The organism is Acidithiobacillus concretivorus, assembly GCF_018853445.1.
In the GTDB taxonomy this organism is placed as follows: Bacteria; Pseudomonadota; Gammaproteobacteria; order Acidithiobacillales; family Acidithiobacillaceae; genus Acidithiobacillus; species Acidithiobacillus concretivorus.
In genome coordinates, this window is record NZ_JABELD010000070.1 from 1 (window position 1) to 23,040 (window position 23,040).

A 23,040-nucleotide genomic window follows, 5' to 3' on the forward strand; every position below is an offset into this window, starting at 1 on the left:
GCATCTTCCTCTATCCTTTAACGCCCAACGCACAGCAAAAGCTGCGGCAAAGCACCTAAAAGCCAATCGAAAATTTGTCCCGAGAGATCGGAGAGGCCGACAAACTTCATATTGAGAATTGCTGATTTGGGAGTGTTGCCGGTACCCCATTCAGCCCCAGTATGGGCGCCAACAGTTCTCAGAAATACGGCGGGACAGGAGCTACCACCCAGAGCAATACTTTTACCGCCACCCTGGAAGTCACGGTAGTGCGAGTGCAGGGCAATGGAAACCTGGTCATTGAGGGTTCCAAGGAAGTGCTACTGAATGGTGGGCATGAATACATCCGGGTCGCCGGGGTAGTGCGGCCCGCTGACGTGACGCCACAAAATACCATTTTATCCACGCAAATTGCCGATGCGCGCGTCGAATATAGCGGCAATGGCAGCATTTACTCAGCCGCACGGATGCCCTGGCTGGCGCGGTTTTTCCTGTCGCTATGGCCTTTCTGAGGAAAAAACAGATGCCCAAGCTTTTGCGATCATCGTCTGCAATCATCGTGATGCTGGTACTGATGATTTTTACCGGATTGTTTACAGCCCAAGCCGAAACTATCCGCAATCTGGTGGCGGTTGGGGGAGTGCGCAGCAACCAGCTGGTCGGTTACGGTTTGGTGGTCGGACTGAATGGAACCGGCGATCAGGCTACGCAGGTACCCTATACCACCCAATCTCTACTCAATATGTTTCAGCGTTTGGGGATTAATTTACCTGCCTCTGTTGCCACCAACTTGCAACCTAAAGACGTGGCTGCAGTCATTGTAACCGCACACCTGCCGCCTTTTGCACAACCCGGACAAACTATTAACGTAACCGTTTCTGCTGTGGGTAATGCCAGTAGTCTGGCGGGGGGTACCTTGCTCATGACGCCCTTGAAGGGCGCCGATGGCCAAACCTATGCAGTGGCTCAGGGAAACCTGATTGTCAGCGGTTTTGGGGCCAGTAGTAACGGCGCCTCAGCGCAGGTAAATATTACTACGGCTGGAACCATCCCCAACGGGGCCAATGTGGAGCGGTCTGTCTCGACGGGCTTTGATCAGGCGGGGCCGATGATGCTCGAATTGCATAACCCGAGTTTTACGACTGCGGCACGTATTGCCAATGTCATCAATCAGCAGTTGGGATATGGGGTGGCAGAAGCCCTGAACGCCGGTGAAGTCCGGGTCAATGCGCCCGGTTCGCCCGGTGCGCGAGTCAATTTTCTTTCGCAAATTGAAAACCTGGATGTCAGTCCCGAAACGCCACTAGCCAAGGTAGTTATTGATGCGCGCAGCGGTACGGTTGTCTTGGGACAAAATGTCACGCTGGGTGCTTGTGCGGTTGCCCATGGTAATTTATCCGTAACCATTTCCCAGAAGTATCTGGTCAGTCAGCCTAATCCCCTGGGAGCCGGTCAGACAGTGGTGGCACCGCAAGCTAATGTCAAAGTTCAGCAACCCCAAGCGAAGTTGTTGATGTTTGAACCGGGAGTGAGTCTCGAAGCCGTGGTTCGTGCTTTGAATGCGGTGGGTGCAACCCCTACAGACCTGATTGCCATTTTGCAGGCCATGAAAGCGGCGGGTGCCTTGCACGCGCAACTGGAAGTGATATGAGTGCCGCCATCAATTTGACTGCTACGACGCGCTCTGCGGAGGTCAGTCCGCAGGCTGCTGCAGCTACCGCCAGTGATGCCCTCAACTTTTCCGGACTGAATCAGTTGCGTAGTGATGCCCAGGCGCATAATCCAAAAACCATTCTGGCCGTCGCCAAACAGTTTGAAGCCGTTTTGCTGCAGGAGATGCTCTCGTCCATGTCGGCTACTTCTTTCGGCTCGGATTTAACCGGAAAAAATTCCGGTCCAATGATAAAATCACTTTTTAACCAGCAGATTGCGCAAACCGTCAGTCAAGGGCAGGGTATAGGTATTGCCCAGACCTTGGCCAAGGAAATTGCCACACGTTATAACCTCCATTGGGGTAAGCCGAACACATCACCGGCCGGGGACAAGACAATGACCATGCCCGTCCGTAATGCTGCCTTGTCTGCTCCGGTCATGACTTCGGAAAGCTGGGCCAAACCCTCCCAGAGTCTTCTGGAACAAGCCAAGTCCTTTGTGCAATCCATCTTGCCTTCGGTGCAGGTTGCCGCACAGAAGTTGGGCGTGGCACCCACTGCCATTATTGCCCAAGCGGCTCTGGAAACCGGTTGGGGGAGTCATGTGGCAGGCAATAATCTTTTCGGCATCAAGGGAGGCGGTTCCTGGCTCGGCAGTTCGGTGGATAGCCTGACACATGAATTCGAAAACGGCGTGAATGAAGTGGAAAATGCCGCTTTCCGGGCTTATCAATCGGTCGGGGACAGTGTGCGTAATTACGCCAGCTTGTTAATGAACAACCCCCGTTATCGCGGAGCGTTAGGGCAGGGCAACAATATTGCCGGATTTGCCGAAGCCTTGCAGCAGGGAGGTTATGCGACCGATCCGCAATATGCGAACAAACTGGTGGCAGTAGCAGATAGCCCGCTGATGCAAGAGGTGATGGCAGGGGAGTCAGCCGTTAAGGCAGGCGGCTAAACCTTATGCCTTTTTGTGTCGTTACCAGAATATGGAATAGTGCAGGGACGGGGGTAAATAATGGATAGTCAATCCTTGGAGCAAGAACTGGAAACCGTTAATCAGCTGATGACGGTCTTTGAAGAGCAAAGACAGTGGCTTGCCCGTGGTGATTGGACCCAGCCCATGCCGAAAGCGGATGCGCCCGAACTTTTGGGAAAGCGTCTATTAGCCCTGCGCGCCAGTAATCAAAAGGCGGCGCCTTCAGTAGAACTGAATGAGGCGGTATTGGCACTTCAGGAAAGTTATAGTGCCCTGGATCATGCTTTGCGGGTTGCCGGTTCTGGTTTAGGGGAGGCTCTGGTTTTGCTGCGGCAACAAGCCGGAATTGTTTATGGTAGTGGGGAATATACGGGCCGTTCATTGGGGAGTGCATAATCATGTCTGGAATCAGTGGGCTGGTAAATAATGCATTGACCGGTTTGCAAGCCGCACAATCCGCCTTGCAGGTGGTTGGTGATAATATTGCCAATGTGAATACGCCTGGATACAGTCAACAAAGTGCATTGCAATCAACGGCCATTCCCACCGCCATTGGCGGCCTTTATTATGGAAACGGCACTCAGGTCGATTCCGTGCAACGCAGTTACAGCAGCTTTTTACAGGGTCAGGTGTGGACGGCCAGTGCCAGCGCAAGTGGGCAGGCCAGTTTATCGAGTTCCCTCCAGAATATTCTGGGCATTCTCAATAATGGTGGTGTCAGTTCTCAGGTCAGCCAGTTTTTTTCCGGGGTCGCGCAAGTGGCTGCCAGCCCGGATGATATTCCCGCCCGCCAGAGCATGCTCAGCAATGCTCAGACCCTCAGCCAGACCTTTCAGTCATTGGGACAGCAGTTGGCCAGTGTAGGCAGCGGGGTAAATCAGCAGATTACAGAGTCCGTTGACCAGATTAACAGCATCAGCAAGCAGATTGCGCAATTGAATGTTCAGATTTCTGCCGCGCAGGGTAATCCCAACGGCTCACCCAATGATTTGCTGGATCAGCGCGATCATCTGATTACCGAATTAAATGGTCAGGTGGGTGTGCAGGTTCTTAATCAGAATAATAACCAGCTCAGTGTGTTTCTCAGTAACGGGCAAGTGTTGGTAGCGGGTGGTCAATCGTTTGCCCTGCAGACCCAGGGTAGCCCATACAACCCGCAAACTCTGGATGTGGGCTATGCCAGCAACGGCGCGGATATCTCTAAAAGTCTTAGCGGCGGTGCTCTGGGCGGATTATTACAATTTCGTAGTCAATCGTTGAATCCTGCTGAAAATGGCTTGGGTCTTTTGGCAGATGGTATTGCCTCCGCCTTGAATGCCCAGCAGGCGCAGGGCTTGAATCTCAACGGTAGCAGCGGTTCGGCCTTGTTCAGCACAGGGCCTGTGCAAGTATTCGCGAATACGCATAATAGTAGTGGCGCAGTTTCCGTGGTGGGCTCCATTAGTAATGTCGGAAATCTGAGTGGTAACGATTATATTTTGAGTAAAACTTCAGGCTCCCTATGGACCTTGCAGGACCGCAGTACGGGAGCAACGGTGGTCAGTACTTCCGGCTCAATATACGGGAGTACGACGACCCTGAATTTTTCTGGGGTAGGATTCCAGTTGCAGGTGTCCGGAACTGCGGCAACAGGGGACAGCTTTCTGGTAGAGCCGACGCGTCTGGGTGCCGCAGATATGCAGACGGTACTGACTGATCCTACGGGTATTGCGGCGGCCAGTCCTTTTGTGAGTAGCCCCGGCGTGTTAGGCAGCGGCAGTCTGCAGAATGATAATCTAGGTAATATGACCCTTTCTGCCGGACAATATGTCAGCGGTACCGTCTCCGGCGCTGTGTTGCTGAACAATGTATCGCCATTTCCGACTAATTTGCAGATCACGATGACCAGTGGAGCCAGTCAGGGTGGTACGGCGACCTTCCAGATTTCTTCCGGGTCTGGCACTGGTTCGGTGATAGGTTCTGGAACGGTCAGTCTGGGTGGTTCCGGTACGATCATCGATATCCAGAACCCCAACGCGCCGGGGAGTTATTGGCAGGTGAATCTCAGTGGTACATTGGCAGCTTCTGGCGATGCCTTTACGTTGAGTCCGGGCGGGGCAGGGAGTAACGGTAATGCCCAGGCGATGGCAGCGCTGGCCACCAAGAAGGTTTTGAATAATGTTTTGAATAATGGAACGGCCACCTTTAATGATAATGCGGCGCAATTGCTCACACAGGTGACCAATCAGGCCGCTCAGGCCCAGAATAATGCCCAGGCCCAGCTTACGGTTTTGCAGTCGGCCCAAGCCTCGCAGCAAGCGGTTTCCGGCGTGAATCTGGATCAAGAGGCAGCCAGTCTGATTCAGTATCAGCAGGCCTATCAGGCGGCAGCTAAAGCCATTTCGGTGGGCAGCACCTTGTTTCAGTCATTGATACAGGCTCTATAAGGAGAACAGCATGCGCGTCAGCACCCAGGAATTTTACCAAAGTAGCCTGTATTCCTTGTTGAACCAACAAAGTACGCTGAACAATCTTTCGCAGCAGCTTTCCACCGGCAATGCGCTGATTAACCCTACCAGTGATCCTGTGGGTAATGCTCAGGTGCTCGATCTCAACACCAAAATTGCCAATCTGGGCAGCTATCAACAAAGTAATACTTACGCTCAACAGGGGCTCAGTATGAGTTCCAGCACCTTGCAAACAGTCGGTACCCTGATGAATCAGGTGCAGCAACTGGCGGTGCAGATGAATAATGCCACAGTCAATTCCAATGACCTGCAAAATGCGGTAACGACCATGCAAGGTAACCTGCAGCAACTGGTGCAACTGGCTAATACGCAGGATGCCAATGGAACTTACATCTATGGCGGGTCCAATGCCCAGACTCCGCCATTTCAGCTACAGAGTGATGGTACCGTCCAATATACGGGTGATTCCAGCCAGAAAAATCTGCAAATCGGCCCGGGACTGACGACGTCTGTTTCTCAGGCCGGTAATGAGATTTTCATGAATGTCCCGGCGGGAAATGGCACTTTTACGGTTACCGCTTCCGGCAGTAATTATCAGATTCCGGCAACCCCCGGAGCAACAGCCACCGATGTAGGCAATACCACTATGGGGCCGGGCAGTGTGCTGAATCAGGCGACGGCGGACAGCCAGTTTGTGGCCAATAATGTACAATACGATGTGAGCATCAGTAACAGTACTTCCAGCGGCCTGACATATACGGTCAGCAGTGGCATAGGTGCGGTTTCAGGATGGTCGTCAGCCAGCTCCGTCGGAATTGTTGTCAGCGGCACTTATACTCCCGGGCAAAGCATTAACATACCCAGTACCTTGAACGGCAGCCCCTTTATGACGGTTTCGACGAATGGACAGCCAGCATCGGGACAAACCGCCCAATTTACTCTGGCTGCTGCAAAGCCCCAAAGCATTTTTCAGACCTTCAGCAATCTGATTGACGCCTTTACTGGCAGTTCCGGTTCTCCAGGTGCGAATACGAGACGCGCACAAGACATTAGTAAAGCCCTGGCAAACCTGAACCAGTTCCAGACCACGCTGCTGAGTACCCAGGCGCAAATTGGTTCGAATATCCAGCAGGCCCAGAGTGTGCAATCGCTGAATGCTAGTCTGACCCAGCAATTTCAGACCGACCAGGGTAATATTGCCGATGTGAGTTACCCCCAGGTGATTACTCAGTTTCAGGAAAGCTCGACGGCGTTGCAGGCTGCACAGAAGGCATTTGTGCAAGTGCAGGGGTTGAGTTTGTTTCAATATCTGTAATCTGGTCAGCGAGAAGAGAGGACGACACTTGAAATCCCAGCGCACCTTCAGTTTTGACCCACAGCTCGATCAGCGGCAACTGTTGTCCCGCGCCACGTTGCGGAACCTCAATCAAGAGCGAATTGATCTCTGCACCGTCCGCTTCGACGTGTTGCTGGCCGACGGCGTGGCCCAACCGCACGTTGATTTGTACTTCCATCTACCGAAATCCGGCCGTCTGGTTCCGGCGTTGGCATTGCCGATCAATGAGGCGGCCAGTCGGTTGACCTGGCCCGATTGCTTCGCCGACTGGCCAGACATCCTTCTCGCGCGTATCACGACCGAGGTGTTGAAGTATTGGAAGGGCAATCCGCAGCAAGGACAGGTCATCGTAACCGGCGAGTTCCGGGAGGCATTCGGCGGTACAGTTCAGCAAATGCTTGATGGTCGGTCGATCCCTGGGATGGAGAATTACTGGACGACGGCTCAGGTACTCAACCGCTACCGATGGGTCGATAGCCTCGTCACAGAAGGTCGGGTCCTCGAAGTCGCCACGGGCCCCGGCTACGGTGCGGCATGGTTGCTCGAACGCCGTCCTGGCGTAACCGATTACCTCGGTGCCGACCTTGATTCGCTGGCCGTCGGTCTAGCCCGCCGGCTCAACCCGCCGGGCCGGGCTCGCTTCCATCTTGGCCCCCTCGAGGAACTGGAGGAGTTGAGCTTCGACTGGGTGCTCTCGCTTGAGACTGTCGAGCATATCGGCGACCCTGAAGCTTTCTTGATCGCACTCATGAGCAAGCTGGCGCCGGGCGGGCGCATGCTGTTGTCGCTGCCTTGCGAACGCTGGCACGGCTTTCACCTCAATCCTCATCATTGGAGCGCGTGGAACTATCGCCGCATTCGCGACTTACTGCAGCCTCATTTCGGTCGGATCAGCTACTGGCGCCAGGGGCGGCCTTTGTTTCAGGAAAATGCCTTGGACGATACGGGACGGATCACCCCGCTGGAGCAGATCAACCCGGATCAAGACGAAGATTATCTGATGCTCTTGGAGGAACCGCGCGTAGCTCCGCATCGTCCTCGCGTCGTCGTGCAGAGGCGCTATGCACGTGGTGATGTACTTCAAGCTACCCCTATTGTGCGCGCAGTACGCGAGAAGCTGCCGGATCACACTTTGATAGTTTCTACCGATATCAACGAGGTATTCGCGGGTAATCCGCACGTTGACTTGCTTATGGCGACATCATCTGGCTTCCGACCAAGAGATAGCGATTTGGTCATTAATCTCGATGAAGTTTACGAGCGCCAGCCAAAGCAGCACATATTGATTGCCTATGCTAATGAGGCCGGTGTCGTCTTGCCAAATCCATCACTTGAATTACATCTTGATCGCCGCGATTATCAAATTATCGGGAGTAGGGTGGCTGCCGCAGGTGATTCCTGGGGAATGGTAAATCGCATTATCGCCGTGCATATGGGCGCGACGCCCGACCGGTCGTGGCCAATGGCGCATTGGCATTCTCTGCTCGCTGTGTTAATGGCCGATCCGCGCTTAGGGCTGATTGCGGTCGGTGCTGGTGCTGATTTCCAGCCGCCTGCTACAGCGCGAATTCTCAATCTAGTAAACCAGCTAGATCTGCGCGGAACCGCTGCTGCAATAGCTGTCTCCGACTTGTTGGTTGGCCCAGATTCAGCGTTGCTTCATGTTGCTGCCGCAGTCGGTACCCCAGCAGTAGGCCTATATGGAATGGCTGATCCAAAGTATCGTGCCCCATTCGGTGCGGAGCAGACTGCGCTGCGCTCGCCAGTCGAGTGCGCGGGCTGTCTGCATGACCTTCCCGCACCAAACACCGACCCCCGCTGTAAGTTCGGTAAGGCGTTCTGCATGGAGGCGATCGCTCCGGCTCAAGTTATCACTGCGGTGCTCAATCAACTTGATCGCAGGCCTGCAGATGCGTGGCGCACCCGCCTACGTTTGGGTGGATGTGGACAATTTTCGGAACATTCGCAGCCTCCGCAATGGTCAGAGCCGGTAAAGAGTGCGCTTTTGTCGGGAGGAATTGCTGGTGCCGCTGCGTCTTCTAATGGTCCTACGGCCGGGTCGTCACCCCCGCCCGTCCCTTGGCTCCCCGAAGCCCGTTGGCTGCCATCAGAAAAGACTTGGATCAATGAAACCATCGCTAAGTGGAGTGATGCCGAAGTCGCGATCCCTGATTTCGCTCTAGCCTTGCTGACGCACGCGCAGTCAGGGATGCAGCACTCTGCTGACTCCTTGAATGCGCAACGGTTCGGCTACAGGATACTATTGGTTCCAGATCAATCCGACACCGCCGGTTTGATTGAGCGTGCTAACCACGAGCTGCTCGTCGGGGACGCCGACTGGCTCGGCCTGATCGACGCCGGAGACCAACTCGCCCCCGACGCCATATTCCGTACCCAGATGGCCATCCAGAATCACCCCGAATGGCAACTCATCTACACCGACGAAGATTCCCTTACGCCTGATGGTCAGCACGTCAATCCCCACTGCAAGCCCGATTTCAATATCGACTACTTGCGAAGCTTACCTTATATAGGTGGCTTGCTGGTCATCAAAAAAGAACTATTTGAGGCGCTCGGTGGTTTTGATCCTCAAGCTGATGGTGCTGAAGATTATGATTTCGTCTTGCGGGCCTGGGAAAAAATCGGTGATGCCGGCATCGGCCATATCCCAGAAGTGCTCTACCATCGTTTACAGGGTGGCGGGCACTGCAACAAGTCCGTTGAGGAAATACTCCAGGTCAGTCAAGCTGCATTGCAGAGGCATTTACAGCGCCTGAATATTGCTGCGGAAGTGCTGCCCGGACCCTTCCCGCCTTCCACTCGGGTGCGTTATCCCCTCAGTAGTACGCCTCTGGTTTCCATCATTATCCCCACACGCAACCAACTCTGCTATTTGCAGCGCTGCGTAGAATCGCTGATTGAAAAAACTAAGTACGCACATTATGAAATACTCATTGTCGATAATGACAGCGATGATGCCGAAGCGCGGACTTATCTGGAAATGCTTGCGGCACAGGAGGAGCAATTGGGTGGCCGCTTGCGCGTACTGCGGCATCCCGGTCCTTTCAATTTTTCAGCCATGAATAACCGCGCAGCAGAACAGGCACGAGGCGATTATGTCCTATTGCTCAATAACGATACGGCGGCACTGCATGACGACTGGCTGGATGAAATGGTCAGTCAGATTTTACGTCCGGAGGTGGGGGTTGTGGGCGCTAAGTTGCTCTTTCCCGATGGCAAAATTCAGCATGCCGGAGTGATTCTTGGAATGCGCGGGCCGGCAGAGCATCCCTTTATTGGTCAGCCACCCGAATATCGGGGTTATTTTGGCCGGGCTATGCTGACCCAGAATTTGTCGGCGGTGACAGGGGCCTGTCTGCTCATCGAAAAATCGTTATATCAAGAGTTGGGTGGACTGGATGAAAAACAGTTTCAGGTTTCCTACAATGATATCGATCTCTGCCTGAAGGCACGAGAAGCGGGGCATAAAATTGTTTTCACCCCTTGGGCGATGCTCCTCCATGAAGGTTCCGCCAGTCAGCGCGGTGAAGTCGAGAAAAAACCCAGCCCCGAAAAGGAAAAACGTTTTGCGGGTGAAAAAATGGCTTTTTATCAGAAATGGCTGCCCCAATTGGCCTTTGACCCCGCTTATAATCGCCATTTGAGTCTGGCGAGTACGGATTTTCTGCTTGAAGATCAGGCCGCCCTGTCCTGGGATCCGGAATGGCGACCACGCCCGCGCATCCTGGTGCATCCTGCAGACCGGGAGGGCTGTGGAGAGTACCGGATCATCTCCCCTATGCGCGCCTTGCAACAGGCGGGAAGGGTGCAGGGTTGGGAAACCATGCGGATATTTGAGCCAGCGGAAATGGAGCGCTTTTCCCCGGAAAGTATTGTGTTGCAGCGGCAAATGGAATGGCCGCAAATTGAGGCGTTGGAGCGGCACAAAAAACTGCTGAAAACCTTCCGGGTTTTTGAAATTGATGACCTAATCACCAATTTACCGGTAAAAAGCCTGCATAAGGCCCAAATTCACAAGGACATCGCCAAGCGTTTTCGCAAGGCAGCAGGCCTCTGCAACCGCTTAGTGGTCGCGACAGAGCCCCTTGCCAACGCCTACAAAGGCTTTGCCGATGAAGTGCGCGTGCAACCCAATTGCATTGAAGACGCCATTTGGGGATCCTTGCGGCCCCGCCGACGCGGTGAAGCCAAGCCCAGAGTCGGTTGGGCCGGCGGCGTGGGGCACACGGGTGATCTGGAAATGATCGCCGATGTGGTGCGCGATCTGGCCGACGATGTGGACTGGGTGTTTTTCGGTCTCTGCCCCGATGCACTGCGTCCTTATGTCCGTGAGTTCCATACGGGGGTGCCCTTACCTCAGTATCCCGGCAAATTGGCCAGCCTGGACCTGGACCTGGCCTTGGCACCCTTGGAAAATAATCCTTTCAATGAAGCCAAAAGCCATTTGCGGATTCTGGAATACGGGATACTTGGCTATCCGGTAATTTGTTCCGATATTTTCCCCTATCAGGGAGATTTTCCTGTCACTCGGGTTGCCAATCGCTATCGCGACTGGGTGCGGGCCATTCGAGAGCAGATTGCCGATCGACAGGCTCTGGAAGCGGCTGGCGACCGCTTGCGGGAGTTTGTGCGCGCCAACTGGTTACTGGAGGAAAATCTGGACGACTGGTTGGCGGCTTGGCTGCCCTGAGAATCAAAGCCCGCTGTCTTCATAAAGGTCATCCAAAGATAGGCTGATAGATAACCCCCCACAGTCCAACTGGAGGATATCTCCGGGGTCGAGAACCTGCTCGCCCCAAATGCCACCCTCGCGTCTGAAAAGTCGGGCGTAAATCCGCTCCGAGTCTACCAGAAGGTAATACTGTAAAGCGTGGATATCCCGATAGGCGAGCCATTTTTCTCGTTGGTCGATGGCAGCAGTAGCAGGTGACAATACCTCAGCCAGAAAGCAGGGAGCACTTTTGTACAAGGGGTGATCGTCTTCGGGTTCACAGACCAGCATGGCATCAGGATAATAAAAGGCTTGCTGGGTGCTGATACGCAGCTTCATGTCCGCCATGAAGGCGCGGCAAGAGTGGCCACGGCTGGCCGAGCGCAGATGAAAAAAAATATTACCCGCAATGCGGTTGTGTCGCTCGCTGGCACCGGCCATGGCAAACACTTCGCCAGCCAGATACTCGCTTTTATAATCAGCCGTAGCTTCGGCATCAAGGTACTCTGCCTCGCTCAGGCTTCGGTGCTCGGTACGGGCGCTCATGGGCTTCCCTCAGTGATAGGGTTGATAGTGACCAATGTAGCCCGCAAGCACCTGATTCTCAAGCTCTGGAAAATGCCTGTTGTTACGGAGAGGGGGGCGGCAAAAAATTGCCAGATCTGAGCCGACAGAATGTAAGGCGGTAGCTTAACAGCTACTAAACACCTCTTGAAGGACTTTATTTTATTGATTTTATGGTTGTAAAAAATTATGGCACTGATTTTGCTGATGGGCTTGGTTGTTGATGTTTCAAATAAACGGACAGGCCATGGCAATATCAGGTGTTATCAATACAAATACTTCGGCATTGAACACGCTGGAAGCCCTCAATGGTACCCAGGGTAGCCTCAATACTTATTTGCAACAATTGTCCACGGGTAAGAGTATCAACAGCCCGGCAGACAATCCGGCGGGCTATGCCATAGCCCAGCGTTTTCATTCTCAAATAAACGGGTTGAATCAGGCGATTGCCAACGGAAATCAGGGTGTATCCTTGGTGCAGACGGCTACAGGCGCAATTCAGAACCAGACCAGCCTGTTGCAGCAAATTCGGACTACGGCAGTGCAGGCAGCTAACGCTTCTAATACCACTGCTGACCGTCAGGCCCTACAGGGTGTGGTGAGTCAGTTGCTGGCCCAGGTGCAAAGCATTGCGACCCAGACTCAGTTTAACGGTCAGAATCTTTTGGATGGCACTTTTGCGGGCGCGGCATTTCAAGTGGGGGCCAACTCCAACCAGATTATCAATGCGGCGGTGGGTAACGCACAGACGTCAGCCATGGGGGATCATATTCCCGCAGTGTCCCCGTACAGCGATAGCTACGGATGTAATGGCGCCTTTGTGAGCGGAGGCTTCGCACCAGGGGGTGCCTTCACTATTACTCCAGCCCAGACCAGTGCCTACTTTACCTTCAGCGGTGGAACTTATGATTTCTATATATCGCGGGGGTTGGAGAATGGTGGAAGTATCAGTAGCAAAGTCAAAGTGACATTAACGGGAAACCCGCCGGATACGCAGGAACTTAATAAAATCGCTACAGCAATCAGTAGCGCAGGAATCAAAATTTCGGGCACAACGCAATTGGTTAACGGTACACCCGTATTGAAATTGACTTATCCTGCCAACGACAAGGACATTTCCTTTAGCGGTCCACCCTATGTAACCAATGGAAGCTACAATTATAACATTCAAACAAATGAAATCACCGTAACATTGCCTGACAGTGCGCCACATCTGAGCTCACTACGCAACTCTGTGAATGAAAACCTAGTTTCCATAACGAAAACCGGGTCGTCTACCCAGCTGACATATCTTGCCAGTGTGCAAGGAAATGTTTTTAAAGCAGGTTCTAACATTACCCAGAATCCGCCAACTATAGAAAGTGGCAGTGGTCATATCAGTTACATTCAAAATAATGGCGGGTCGGCTATGGCACCAGACTCTACCGGAATGTTTCAGGAGGTTCATATAGAGAATGATGCATTCAGCTCCAGAGGAATCCTGATCACAAGTAACACGCCTGCCACTGAAACACAGATTTCCCCCAATACCTATTACGGTTCCTTTAGTTCCGGAACGGGGAGCAACGGGCTGAACATCCAAGGACCATTTGGTAACGCGCAGGTTGATGTCAACACCGAAACTGAGTCGGCAGCGAGCATTGCTGCAGCGGTCAATGCCTATAACAGTGCTTCCTTTCTGGTGGCTACGGGAAGCTACACTTTTACCCTCAGTAATGGGAGTAGTGGTTTACCCGGGAATGCCGTGAACATCTCTGCCAGCGTGAATAATACCGCCAACGGTCAACCCGATATAAATGCCTTATTGACGGCCATTAACCATCAGACTGCGGTCACCGGAATCGCTGCCAGCACCCATGTGGTTAATGGTATTCCCGAGCTGATTCTCACTAATGCCAATGGGGACAATATCAACATTTCAGCAGGGTTGGCCAATGGTCAGTTGGCATCCACAGCGCTTGCCGCTGGCTCGACTGGAAGTTTGCAAGCCGTCAGTGGAAGCTCTCAGGCGTCCATCGGTTACCCCATCAACAGTAGCTCTCATAACGCGCTGATTCAGGGGGCGGTGCTTTTTGCTTCGTCCAGTTCCTATCGGATCAATAATGGCGATATGATCGGATTCAGCAGCCAGGTCAGCAGGCTGCAGAGTGGTTCGGCACTGGCTGACATTAATGTCAGCACCCGAGAGGCGGCGCAACGGACCATTACCATTGTGGATCAGGCCTTGGACTATTTGAATCAGCAGGCCAGTGAGCTGGGTGCCACCCAAACCCGGATTCAGGTCTCAGTAGCTAACGACCAGACATCTGCCACCAATATGCAGCCTGCCCAATCGACTGTCCAGGATGCCAATATCGCTCAGGCAACCTCACAGCTGACCAAGTATCAGATTCTGCAACGGGCAGGTATTTCGACCCTGGCCCAGGAAAATACGCTTCAGCAGGCTTATCTCAAGCTTCTGCCATCAGGCTGAGATTTCTAAAACTATAACGTCGCCTCTTCTTCACTTTCTGAGTCGATTCAAGTTTTTCGCTGGAGTGCCGTTATAGGTAATGTACAGAGTAAGTACAACTTGGCAAGGATGCCATTTCAACCCTAAGAAAGGAGTTATCTCATGGCAATTTCAGGAATTATCAACACGAATACCTCAGCATTAAGTACGCTGAATGCATTGAATGGTACGCAAGGAAGTCTCAATACGTATCTTCAGCAGTTGTCCACGGGCAAGAGTATCAATGGCCCGGCGGATAACCCCGCAGGTTATGCTATTGCCCAGCGTTTTCAGACCCAGATCAATGGGTTGAACCAAGCGGTTTCTAATGGTAACCAAGGTGTTTCTCTGGTGCAAACCGCTACAGGTGCCATTCAGAACCAGACCAGCCTGTTGCAGCAGATTCGTACCACAGCGGTGCAGGCTGCTAACGCCTCCAACACCACTTCAGACCGTCAAGCTCTGCAGGGCGTGGTCAGTCAGTTGTTGGCGCAGGTGCAAACCATCGCCACCCAGACCCAGTTCAATGGTCAAAACCTGTTGGATGGCACTTTTGCGGGCGCTGCCTTCCAGGTAGGGGCCAACTCCAACCAGATTATCAATGTGGCGGTTGGGGATAGTAAAACCAGTGCGATGGGTAATTACGTTACGACCACATCTGGAACAAGCAGCAATGTCTATGTTTCTTCTGGTGCTTTTGTAGATAATGGCTACGCGGCGGGTGGGGCTTTTACTGTCAGTACCAGTGGTTCTGCCGGTGGCGGTAATTTCACTAGCGGGAGTATGACGATACAGGGAAGTGTAGGTACGGCAACGATTAGCGTTACAACTAGCGGTGAATCTGCTAGTAATATTGCAGCTTCAATCAACGGGATTTCTGCGCAAACGGGCGTGACAGCCAAGGCAATTACCAGTGTCGCCTTTACGGCAACCACAGGTACTTATACTTTCACCCTGAGCAATGGAAGTAGTGGCAGCCCAACCAATGCCGTAAACATATCTGCAAATATTTCCAACGGAAGCAACGGCCAGCCAGATATCAACTCCTTGGTGACTGCAATCAATAACCAGGCTGCAGTGACTGGAACTTCGGCCAGCACCCAGGTGGTTAATGGTCAAGCTGAACTGGTCTTGACCAATGCTAATGGTAACAACATTAATATTTCGGCAGGGACTACATCTAACGGTGCTCTAAGTGGTGCTGGTCTTGCTTCTGGGTCTACTGGTACTTTGCAGGCTGTAAGTGGTAGTTCTTCTGTCAATAATATTACAGCTGGTAAGGTCACTTCAGGTTCTGCAAACATTCTGGTTCAGGGTGCTGTTTTATTTGATTCATCTAGTTCTTATGCAATTGGAAGTGGTAGTAATATTGGCTTCAGTTCTCAGGCTACTGCCTTGAGTGGCTCAGCGGTATCAAACATAAATGTCACCACCGCCGCCGGTGCCCAGCAGGCTATCGGTATTGTCGATCAGGCCATCAACTATCTGAACCAGCAAAACGGTAGTCTGGGTGCTATCCAGAACCGGATTCAGGCTTCGGTTTCCAATGATCAGACTACGGCTACCAATCTGCAGTCTGCGCAGTCGGTAGTTCAGGATGCGAATATTGCGCAGGCGACTTCGCAGTTGACCAAGTATCAGATTCTGCAACAGGCAGGTATTTCTACCCTGGCGCAGGAAAACTCCTTGCAGCAGAGCTACCTCAAGCTTCTGCCCTAAGGTGATGATGCTTTAATCCGTTTCTCTCCCACTTCTGCAGGGTGGGAGAGTTTTATCAGTGGAGAATGAATATGGATGCTCTCTCTATGGCAAAAAGTTCGTTATCTATACCCGGAAGTGCAGCGTCAGATACGCAGCAAGGGGCTGAGGCGAATGTACCGCCGACACGACCGCCAACATTGCCACCAAGCACCTTAGATACAACTTCAACATCACCTAAAAAATCAACTTTAAAAGCTGAAAAAGTGCAGCAGGCTATTCAGAAATTACAAAATAATTTTCCGGCAAGTGCTTCGGTTACCTTACAGGCTGGTTTGGACCCGGATGGAACACATCCCGGACAGGTTCTGGTGAAACTCAGTGATAAAGTCACCAAACAAACATTTTTTGAATATTACGTGCCGGCCGAACAGGTCGTGAAAAGTGCTGAAACTGGAGACGCATTGCAACCCGGTAGTTTGATGAGCACCAAGGCCTGAATTTTTTGAAATTTATTGTGCAGGAGTAAAGATTATGACCGCTTCACTATCTGGTTTGGTCAGTGGTATTGATGTCCAGTCACTTATTACGAATTTAAGTGCTGCCTATCAGGCCCCTATTACTATCCTGCAAAATCAGCAACAATCTTACCAAACTACTTTAAGTGCCTGGGGTACCCTGCAAAGCAGTCTTTCCGGTTTGCAGTCGGCCATGAGCAGTTTGCAGAATCTCGGAAATACCAATAATCGAAGCGTGACCCTTTCCAATAACAATGCAGCTACGGCTACGGCTTCAGCCAATGCTCCGCAGGGAAGTTACAGTCTGAGTAATATGGTTCTGGCTCAGTCTCAGAGTCTTTATTCCAGTAATTTTACCAGCACCACCAATAATTCAGTGGGTACCGGTACCCTGCAAATTCAGGTGGGTAGTGGTTCTGCGAAGAATGTGGCTATTAACGCTTCCAATGACAGTCTGGATGGCATTGCCAGTGCCATTAATCAGGCCAACACCGGAGTGAATGCCGCAGTCGTCTATGATGGTACTGGCTACAGACTGACTCTTACCGGAAATGGTACGGGGGTGAATAGTGCTTTTTCGGTCAGTACCAGTGGCGCAACGGGAAGCTTATCTTCTCTCAGCTACAGTAATGGCGTATCAGGTTCCATGACTTTAAGCCAACAGGCTCAAAATGCCGGTGTCAGTATTAACGGTTTGCCGGTAACCAGTACGACTAATACGATTTCCGGGGCTATCCCCGGGGTGACACTTAATTTGCTGCAAGCCAGCGGTAATGCAACCCTGCAGGTTTCCAGCAGTAATAGCGGTTTTGTGTCGGGTGTGCAGAGCTTTGTGAGTGCTTTTAATAAGACCATGGGCACCATCAACCAGTTGACTGCCTATAATGCTCAGGCTGGTTCTGGTGGTCCATTGTTGGGTGATGCTTCGGTGCAGGGTTTACGGACTCAGTTGCTGGATTTGATTTCCGGGCAGGGTATCGGGATATCTTCGGGAAGTTCGTATAACTCCTTGGGCAGTGTGGGTTTGGGACTCACCAGCAGTGGTACGATCAGCCTGAACACCGGTACTTTGAGTACGGCACTCTCTGCTGATTTCAATACCGTAGCAGGCCTGTTTGGTCAGGCGGGCAGTACCAGTAATGCCAACGTCCAGTATCTGACGGCGACCAGCGCCACGCAGGCAGGGACTTATGCCATTAACGTCAGTCAGACTGCGACCCAGGCCAGCACTTCGGGGAGTGCGGCCATTCCTTCCGGCGGCATCCTTCAGAGCGAAAGTCTGACTTTTGGATCGGGGTCCAGTTCGGTGGTGGTTTCGTTGAGTTCGGGCAGTACCCTCAATGATATTGTGAATACCATTAATGATACCTTGCAGCAGTCGGGTATGGCGGGCATTACCGCCAGCGCCAATAATGGTTATCTCGAATTGCAGTCCAATGCCTATGGGAGCGCCCAGTCTTTCACCGTAAAATCCAATGTGGCTGCAGGTTCTGGCGGTACCGGGATCGGTACCAGCTTGTTGACGGCTACCGGAACCGATGTAGCGGGTACAATTAATGGTCAAAGTACCAGCGGTTCAGGTCAGACGCTGACGGTCACCGGTCCGGGGAATGCCGCTGGCTTGCAGGTCAACATTACCGGGAACAGTACGGGAAATCTGGGAGCAGTAACCCTCAGCCAGGGGCTATATCAGCAAATGAGCACACTACTGAGTTCGGCGCTCAATACCCAAAGTGGTTTTGTGAGCGCCGCTCAGAACGGTATCACTTCTTCCATTAATGGCTTGGGTGCGCAGATTACGACCTTGCAACAGTCAGCCTCCAATCAGACCGCTTTGCTCACGCAGCAGTTTGCCGCCATGCAGTCGCAACTGTCTTCTTTGCAGTCTACTGGTCAGTATCTCAACGCTTTTTACTCGTCGAACAACTCCAGTTCATCCAGTTCGAGTTCCAGTAGTTAAGGAGGTTTTTGAGCTATGAGTTTAGCGACAGCAGCCGCCATGCAGGCTTATAAGCAGGTTGGTAATCAGGGGATTTCCAGTGACCGGCTGGTTTTGTTAGGTCTGGAAGGTATTCTTGAATATGTTCGGCGCGCTCGTTTGGCGATTCAAGCCAAGGACATGAGTGCCAAGGCCGATTCTATGGACAAGGCCTATCAGCTGACAGCGCATCTTTTAGCCAGCGTGAATTTTGAGGAGGGCGGTGAAATTGCCAAAAATCTCGACAGTCTTTATCGTTTCCTGTTAAATCAGTTGGCACAAGCCAATATTTTTGATGATTTGCAGGCGCTGGATGCCTGCCAGCCGGTGCTGGTAGATCTGCGCGATGCGTGGAGGGGGTTGCTGGGTCATTCCTGAGGCATAATTTTCGCATCTGAAGGAGTGACCGATGCTGGAGCCGCATGCCGTGGTGCTGGAAGATATGCTTCCCCTGAGTCTGGAAATGGGGGATTTAGAGACTGCGCGACGCGGTCGTCTGATGCTGGATAATATGGCGCTTCTCAAGGCGTTGCTGGTGATGGATGATCACTTGCTGATGGACGATGATAACCGGGAGGCCATCAGCAGCCTGGAAACCAAAATCGATTTGCTGCTGCTCCTGGTGGGTAAGGGCATACAAGGGCTGGAACCTTTGCCACCTTGTTATCCATGCTTGTTGGGTGCAGAGGATTTGTATTGGGAAGCAGCGTCTTCTGCAGGCTTTCCTCATGAGAATGGCCCGGTTTGTGTCGCCCTTTTTTTGCGTCCCAGGATTGCCATGCCGCTGTTTCTTCCGGGCACCCTCCAGATGTCAGTGACTCAGCCAGAGGCAAGCGCAGAAACGCTATTCCGTTATCATTTGCACTTTCAGCTAGACGCGCGCGTGCAAGAATCATTAGATCGACTAATATTCCGTCATCATCGGCGTTCCATAGCGCGGCAAAAGGATCATCATCATTTTTCCGCAGAATAACAGGCGTTTGTTATGTACACTGAAGTAAGCACGGAAAGCGGGTCGACTCTGGAGAGGCGCAGCCTGTCGCGCGAAAGCTGCGGACTGGTTGGAAACAGTGTGTCTATCCAGCGCATGACAGCGATGCTGGCCAAGGTGGCAAAAACAGACAGTACCGTCTTGATTCTGGGTGAATCGGGTACGGGCAAGGAAGTCATCGCCCGCTGTCTGCATCAACACTCCTTGCGTAATCAGGGACCTTTTGTGGCGGTGAATTGTGGGGCGATTCCCGAAGAATTGATGGAAAGCGAGCTTTTCGGACATGAGAAAGGGGCTTTTACGGGTGCTTTGGCAGCGCGTAAAGGTCGTTTTGAACTGGCCGAGGGCGGGACTCTTTTTCTGGATGAAATTGCTGAAATGAGTCCGCAAATGCAGGTAAAACTGCTGCGTGTGCTTCAAGAAAAACAATTTGAAAGGGTAGGCGGTGCGCGGGTGTTGGAGAGCCATGTGCGGATTGTGGCGGCTACACATCGTAATTTGGAGACGCGGATTCAGGAAGGCAACTTCAGAGAAGACCTGTATTACCGTCTGAATGTTTTTCCGGTACACGTGCCGCCCCTGCGTGACAGACCGGGTGATATCCATTTGCTGTTCGCTTATTTTATGGATAAGTTGACCTCGGAAGGTCATCTAGCCGTTACGCTTGAGGGCGACTCCCTGCGGGCCCTGGATGCCTACCACTGGCCCGGGAATGTCCGGGAGCTCCACAATCTGGCAGAAAGACTGGTGATTTTGCATGGTGGTGAGACGCTTTCCTGTGCTGATCTGCCCGTCCGCATGCGCAGTGTGGAAAATGCAGGGCTGCAGGATGAAAGGCAAAGTCTTGCCGCCGTGTGGGCAGAGCCTTCGGGGAACTTGCCGGAGCCGCCCTTTGACCTCAAATTGCATCTGGAAGAAATCGAGAAGGAGTTCCTGCTGCAAGCGCTGGCTATGTGTGATCAGGTTGTTGCCCGTGCTGCGGAACGTTTGGGGCTGCGCCGCACGACCATGGTCGAGAAACTGAAAAAATACGGACTGAACACGATCAGGGACATGGATCATTAATGTCTGATGATGGCTCTCCGCCCTTGCCGGATGCTTCGAGCCTTATCGAAGCTTTCAAACTCTTCAACCAAACCTCACAAGAACTGACGGAAGCCTACGGTACCCTGCAGCAGGAAGTGCAACGCCTTTCTGCAGAACTGGCAGAGGCGAACGTGCGTCTTCGCGCCGAACTGCAAGCCAAGGAACAAATGCGTGAACGCCTTGCCTTGGTTCTGGAAATGCTTCCCGGTGCAGTACTGGTGGTGGACCATGCGGCGCTGATTGTGGAAATGAATCCGGAAGCGATTCGATTGCTGGGCGCGGATTTGCGTGGTTCGGACTGGCAGACCTTGCAACCCAGGCCCATGTCGGGTTCCGGGAATGAGTGGTTGCTGCTGCGTGGGCCAGCCAGAGATCAGCCGGTACAAGTGACGCTTGCCGTCAATGCATTGCCGGGCGAGGGTGGACAGGTGATTTTATTGCAGGATGTGACAGCGGCGCGTGCCCGTGAAGAAGCTGCCCAACGACGGGAACGCCTGGCCGCTATGGGGGAAACGATGGCGGGACTGGCGCATCAGTTACGTACCCCCTTGGCTACGGTGCTGCTCTCGGTTTCACACCTGCGATTTGACCGGGGTCCCGAACAATTTGCGCGGCAACAGCAGCGCTCGCTGGAAAGGTTGCAACATCTGGATGCGACCATTGATGCCATGCTGCGTTTTTTGCGCGGTGCGGAGCAGGAAAGCGGCTCTGTAGCGTTGGCAGCGATTTTCCATGCCTTGCAGCGGGAATGGGATCCGCATTTTCGTCAAAAAAATGTCACTCTGGAGATCGGGGTGGTGCAGGATGACTGGTTTTTGACGGGGACCCTGGCTGCCTGGGTCAGTGTATTGGCCAATGTGCTGCATAATGCGCTGCTTTTCAGTAATTCTGGACAAGCAGTCAGTATTAGTGTTGAAGAATTCAATCGGGGTACCTTGCGCTTGCGCATTCGCGATTTTGGCCCGGGTATTGCTGAAGCAGATCAGGAAAGGATTTTCATCCCATTTTATACCACTCGGCGGGATGGTACCGGATTGGGTTTGGCCATTACCCGTAATTTTGTGGTGGCCATGGGGGGCAGTATAGATCTGGAAAAGGTATCGCCTGGTACCTGTTTTGTGTTGCTTCTGCCGTTATGGCAGGTTGCTCAGTCACTGCCCAGTGGTTCATTGAGTCAGGAGTAGGAAGCATGGAGCAGTACCAGGCCCGTATTTTACTGGTTGAAGATGATGAATATCTGGCTGAAGCCTTGCAGGAGGCGCTGGATGATCAAGGCTATCGGGTGCAATGGGCGGAAGATGGGACGGCCGCATTACGCCTGCTGGCGGCTTCGTCTTTCGATCTGGTGCTTAGTGATGTGCAAATGCGTCCTATGAATGGATATACCCTTTTGAAAACCCTGAGCGCACAACATGATGCACCGCCCGTATTGATGATGACAGCCTGGGGTACGATTGCCGAGGCGGTGCAGGCTCTGCAAAATGGTGCGGTAGATTATGTGGTGAAACCCTTTACGGTAGATGTTCTGCTGGAAAAGCTGCGTAAGTTTGCTAATCCTCATTTGCCGGCCGATAGTCAAGGACCTGTGGCGCAGTCTCCGGCCATGCTGGCTACGCTGGAAATGGCGAAAAAGGTAGCCTCTACGGATGCCACTGTGTTGCTGATGGGCGAAAGTGGTGTCGGGAAAGAAGTGTTGGCACGTTATATTCATCAGCAAAGTCGTCGTCAGACGGGGCCATTTATTGCTGTTAATTGTGCGGCTATTCCGGAAACCCTTCTCGAAGCCACTTTGTTTGGGCATGAAAAAGGGGCATTTACAGGGGCGGCGCAGAGTAGCGCAGGCAAGTTTGAGCAGGCCCAAGGTGGGACGTTACTGCTTGATGAAGTGACAGAAATGCCTGTTCAATTGCAGGCCAAGTTACTGCGGGTACTGCAGGAGCGTGAGCTGGAGCGGGTCGGAGGCAAGCAGACCATTACCCTCGATATTCGTCTGATTGCCACCAGTAATCGTGATTTGCGCCAGGCCGTGGCGGAAGGTGTTTTGCGGGAAGACCTGTATTATCGTCTACAGGTTTTCCCTATACAGATTCCGCCATTGCGCGAACGCCAGGCGGATATTTTGCCGCTTTCCGAGCATATGTTAAGGCGGCACTGTCAGCAGATGGGGCTTCCCGCAAAAGGGCTCAGTATGGCCGCGAAACAGCAGCTTTACTTTTATGAATGGCCCGGCAATGTGCGCGAACTGGAAAATGCCCTGCAACGTGCGCTCATTCTCTCGGTAGAAAATGACATTCAGGTCAATGATCTGGGTTTACAGGGATCGTCTGCAAGCATACCTTTGCCTGAGGCGGGTGCAACATTGGTGGTCGAAACAGCAGAGGCCGTTGTGGCGCTGGATGATTTGCGTGCGCATCATGAACGTGAAGCCATTGCGTTGGCCTTGAGCCAAAGTCGCGGTTCAAAGACTCAGGCCGCAGAGCGTTTGGGCATTAGTCCCAGGACCTTGCGTCACAAAATCCAGCGCTTTCGGGAAGCCGGTTATGAACTGGGATAGAACTGGCTCGGATATTGCTTGTAAGTTTCAGGAAA

The 23,040-nt window shown here is 52.7% G+C and carries 17 protein-coding genes; 16 read left to right on the forward strand and 1 reads right to left on the reverse strand.

The window, feature by feature from the left end:
* The first annotated feature begins 161 nt into the window (after positions 1 to 161).
* The 7 genes from HJG40_RS09770 to HJG40_RS09800 are packed head-to-tail and all read left to right on the forward strand — an operon-like array spanning position 162 to position 11,104.
* Positions 162 to 491, forward strand: coding sequence for a flagellar basal body L-ring protein FlgH (locus HJG40_RS09770; RefSeq protein ID WP_226857367.1), 330 nt, complete (start codon positions 162 to 164; stop codon positions 489 to 491).
* An 11-nt stretch (positions 492 to 502) separates the two neighbouring features.
* Positions 503 to 1,630 carry a flagellar basal body P-ring protein FlgI gene (locus HJG40_RS09775; RefSeq protein WP_215864017.1) on the forward strand — a complete coding sequence of 376 codons (1,128 nt, stop codon included), beginning with the start codon at positions 503 to 505 and terminating at the stop codon, positions 1,628 to 1,630.
* Positions 1,627 to 2,589 (forward strand): flagellar assembly peptidoglycan hydrolase FlgJ, encoded by a 963-nt coding sequence (flgJ, locus tag HJG40_RS09780; RefSeq protein WP_215864018.1) that lies wholly within the window; start codon positions 1,627 to 1,629, stop codon positions 2,587 to 2,589. Before HJG40_RS09775 ends, flgJ begins: the two co-directional genes overlap by 4 nt.
* Positions 2,590 to 2,649: 60 nt before the next feature.
* Positions 2,650 to 3,006: a hypothetical protein gene (locus HJG40_RS09785; protein WP_215864019.1), complete on the forward strand. Its 357-nt coding sequence runs from the start codon at positions 2,650 to 2,652 to the stop codon at positions 3,004 to 3,006.
* 2 nt (positions 3,007 to 3,008) lie between these two features.
* Positions 3,009 to 5,036: a flagellar hook-associated protein FlgK gene (flgK, locus tag HJG40_RS09790; protein WP_215864020.1), complete on the forward strand. Its 2,028-nt coding sequence runs from the start codon at positions 3,009 to 3,011 to the stop codon at positions 5,034 to 5,036.
* Between the two features lie 10 nt (positions 5,037 to 5,046).
* Positions 5,047 to 6,372, forward strand: a complete 1,326-nt coding sequence (gene flgL / locus HJG40_RS09795; RefSeq protein ID WP_215864021.1) for a flagellar hook-associated protein FlgL — start codon at positions 5,047 to 5,049, stop codon at positions 6,370 to 6,372.
* A gap of 28 nt (positions 6,373 to 6,400) precedes the next feature.
* A complete protein-coding gene (locus HJG40_RS09800; RefSeq protein ID WP_215864022.1) occupies positions 6,401 to 11,104 on the forward strand; it encodes a glycosyltransferase in 4,704 nt (1,567 codons plus the stop codon).
* Between the two features lie 3 nt (positions 11,105 to 11,107).
* Here the strand turns inward: HJG40_RS09800 and HJG40_RS09805 are convergent, their stop codons facing one another.
* Positions 11,108 to 11,671 (reverse strand): Uma2 family endonuclease, encoded by a 564-nt coding sequence (locus HJG40_RS09805; RefSeq protein ID WP_215864023.1) that lies wholly within the window; start codon positions 11,669 to 11,671, stop codon positions 11,108 to 11,110.
* Between the two features lie 265 nt (positions 11,672 to 11,936).
* Between HJG40_RS09805 and HJG40_RS09810 the strand changes: the two genes are divergently transcribed.
* The 9 genes from HJG40_RS09810 to HJG40_RS09850 all read left to right on the forward strand — a co-directional run bounded on the left by HJG40_RS09810 (position 11,937) and on the right by HJG40_RS09850 (position 23,005).
* The gene (locus tag HJG40_RS09810) at positions 11,937 to 14,162 is read left to right on the forward strand and encodes a flagellin N-terminal helical domain-containing protein (protein ID WP_215864024.1); all 2,226 of its coding nucleotides are present in this window, start codon (positions 11,937 to 11,939) and stop codon (positions 14,160 to 14,162) included.
* A gap of 141 nt (positions 14,163 to 14,303) precedes the next feature.
* Positions 14,304 to 15,899 (forward strand): flagellin N-terminal helical domain-containing protein, encoded by a 1,596-nt coding sequence (locus HJG40_RS09815; protein WP_215864025.1) that lies wholly within the window; start codon positions 14,304 to 14,306, stop codon positions 15,897 to 15,899.
* A 71-nt stretch (positions 15,900 to 15,970) separates the two neighbouring features.
* Positions 15,971 to 16,378, forward strand: a complete 408-nt coding sequence (locus HJG40_RS15120) for a hypothetical protein (protein WP_226857368.1) — start codon at positions 15,971 to 15,973, stop codon at positions 16,376 to 16,378.
* 34 nt (positions 16,379 to 16,412) lie between these two features.
* Positions 16,413 to 18,356, forward strand: a complete 1,944-nt coding sequence (gene fliD / locus HJG40_RS09825; RefSeq protein WP_215864026.1) for a flagellar filament capping protein FliD — start codon at positions 16,413 to 16,415, stop codon at positions 18,354 to 18,356.
* A gap of 15 nt (positions 18,357 to 18,371) precedes the next feature.
* On the forward strand, positions 18,372 to 18,752 hold the full coding sequence (gene fliS, locus HJG40_RS09830) for a flagellar export chaperone FliS (RefSeq protein ID WP_215864027.1): 381 nt from the start codon (positions 18,372 to 18,374) through the stop codon (positions 18,750 to 18,752).
* Positions 18,753 to 18,783: 31 nt separating this feature from the next.
* Positions 18,784 to 19,347 carry a PilZ domain-containing protein gene (locus tag HJG40_RS09835; RefSeq protein WP_215864028.1) on the forward strand — a complete coding sequence of 188 codons (564 nt, stop codon included), beginning with the start codon at positions 18,784 to 18,786 and terminating at the stop codon, positions 19,345 to 19,347.
* 12 nt (positions 19,348 to 19,359) lie between these two features.
* A complete protein-coding gene (locus HJG40_RS09840) occupies positions 19,360 to 20,430 on the forward strand; it encodes a sigma-54 interaction domain-containing protein (protein ID WP_215864029.1) in 1,071 nt (356 codons plus the stop codon).
* Positions 20,430 to 21,635 carry a sensor histidine kinase gene (locus tag HJG40_RS09845; protein WP_215864030.1) on the forward strand — a complete coding sequence of 402 codons (1,206 nt, stop codon included), beginning with the start codon at positions 20,430 to 20,432 and terminating at the stop codon, positions 21,633 to 21,635. Before HJG40_RS09840 ends, HJG40_RS09845 begins: the two co-directional genes overlap by 1 nt.
* A gap of 5 nt (positions 21,636 to 21,640) precedes the next feature.
* On the forward strand, positions 21,641 to 23,005 hold the full coding sequence (locus tag HJG40_RS09850) for a sigma-54-dependent transcriptional regulator (protein WP_215864031.1): 1,365 nt from the start codon (positions 21,641 to 21,643) through the stop codon (positions 23,003 to 23,005).
* The last annotated feature ends 35 nt before the right edge of the window (positions 23,006 to 23,040 follow it).

Coding starts and splice junctions, on each gene's coding strand:
- HJG40_RS09805 (WP_215864023.1), bottom strand. CDS start 11,671: ATGAGCGCCCGTACCGAGCACCGAAGCCTGAGCGAGGCAGAGTACCTT.
- HJG40_RS09785 (WP_215864019.1), top strand. CDS start 2,650: ATGGATAGTCAATCCTTGGAGCAAGAACTGGAAACCGTTAATCAGCTG.
- HJG40_RS09770 (WP_226857367.1), top strand. CDS start 162: ATGGGCGCCAACAGTTCTCAGAAATACGGCGGGACAGGAGCTACCACC.
- fliD (WP_215864026.1), top strand. CDS start 16,413: ATGACCGCTTCACTATCTGGTTTGGTCAGTGGTATTGATGTCCAGTCA.
- flgK (WP_215864020.1), top strand. CDS start 3,009: ATGTCTGGAATCAGTGGGCTGGTAAATAATGCATTGACCGGTTTGCAA.
- HJG40_RS09835 (WP_215864028.1), top strand. CDS start 18,784: ATGCTGGAGCCGCATGCCGTGGTGCTGGAAGATATGCTTCCCCTGAGT.
- HJG40_RS15120 (WP_226857368.1), top strand. CDS start 15,971: ATGGATGCTCTCTCTATGGCAAAAAGTTCGTTATCTATACCCGGAAGT.
- HJG40_RS09775 (WP_215864017.1), top strand. CDS start 503: ATGCCCAAGCTTTTGCGATCATCGTCTGCAATCATCGTGATGCTGGTA.
- HJG40_RS09850 (WP_215864031.1), top strand. CDS start 21,641: ATGGAGCAGTACCAGGCCCGTATTTTACTGGTTGAAGATGATGAATAT.
- HJG40_RS09815 (WP_215864025.1), top strand. CDS start 14,304: ATGGCAATTTCAGGAATTATCAACACGAATACCTCAGCATTAAGTACG.
- HJG40_RS09810 (WP_215864024.1), top strand. CDS start 11,937: ATGGCAATATCAGGTGTTATCAATACAAATACTTCGGCATTGAACACG.
- HJG40_RS09840 (WP_215864029.1), top strand. CDS start 19,360: ATGTACACTGAAGTAAGCACGGAAAGCGGGTCGACTCTGGAGAGGCGC.
- flgL (WP_215864021.1), top strand. CDS start 5,047: ATGCGCGTCAGCACCCAGGAATTTTACCAAAGTAGCCTGTATTCCTTG.
- flgJ (WP_215864018.1), top strand. CDS start 1,627: ATGAGTGCCGCCATCAATTTGACTGCTACGACGCGCTCTGCGGAGGTC.
- HJG40_RS09845 (WP_215864030.1), top strand. CDS start 20,430: ATGTCTGATGATGGCTCTCCGCCCTTGCCGGATGCTTCGAGCCTTATC.
- fliS (WP_215864027.1), top strand. CDS start 18,372: ATGAGTTTAGCGACAGCAGCCGCCATGCAGGCTTATAAGCAGGTTGGT.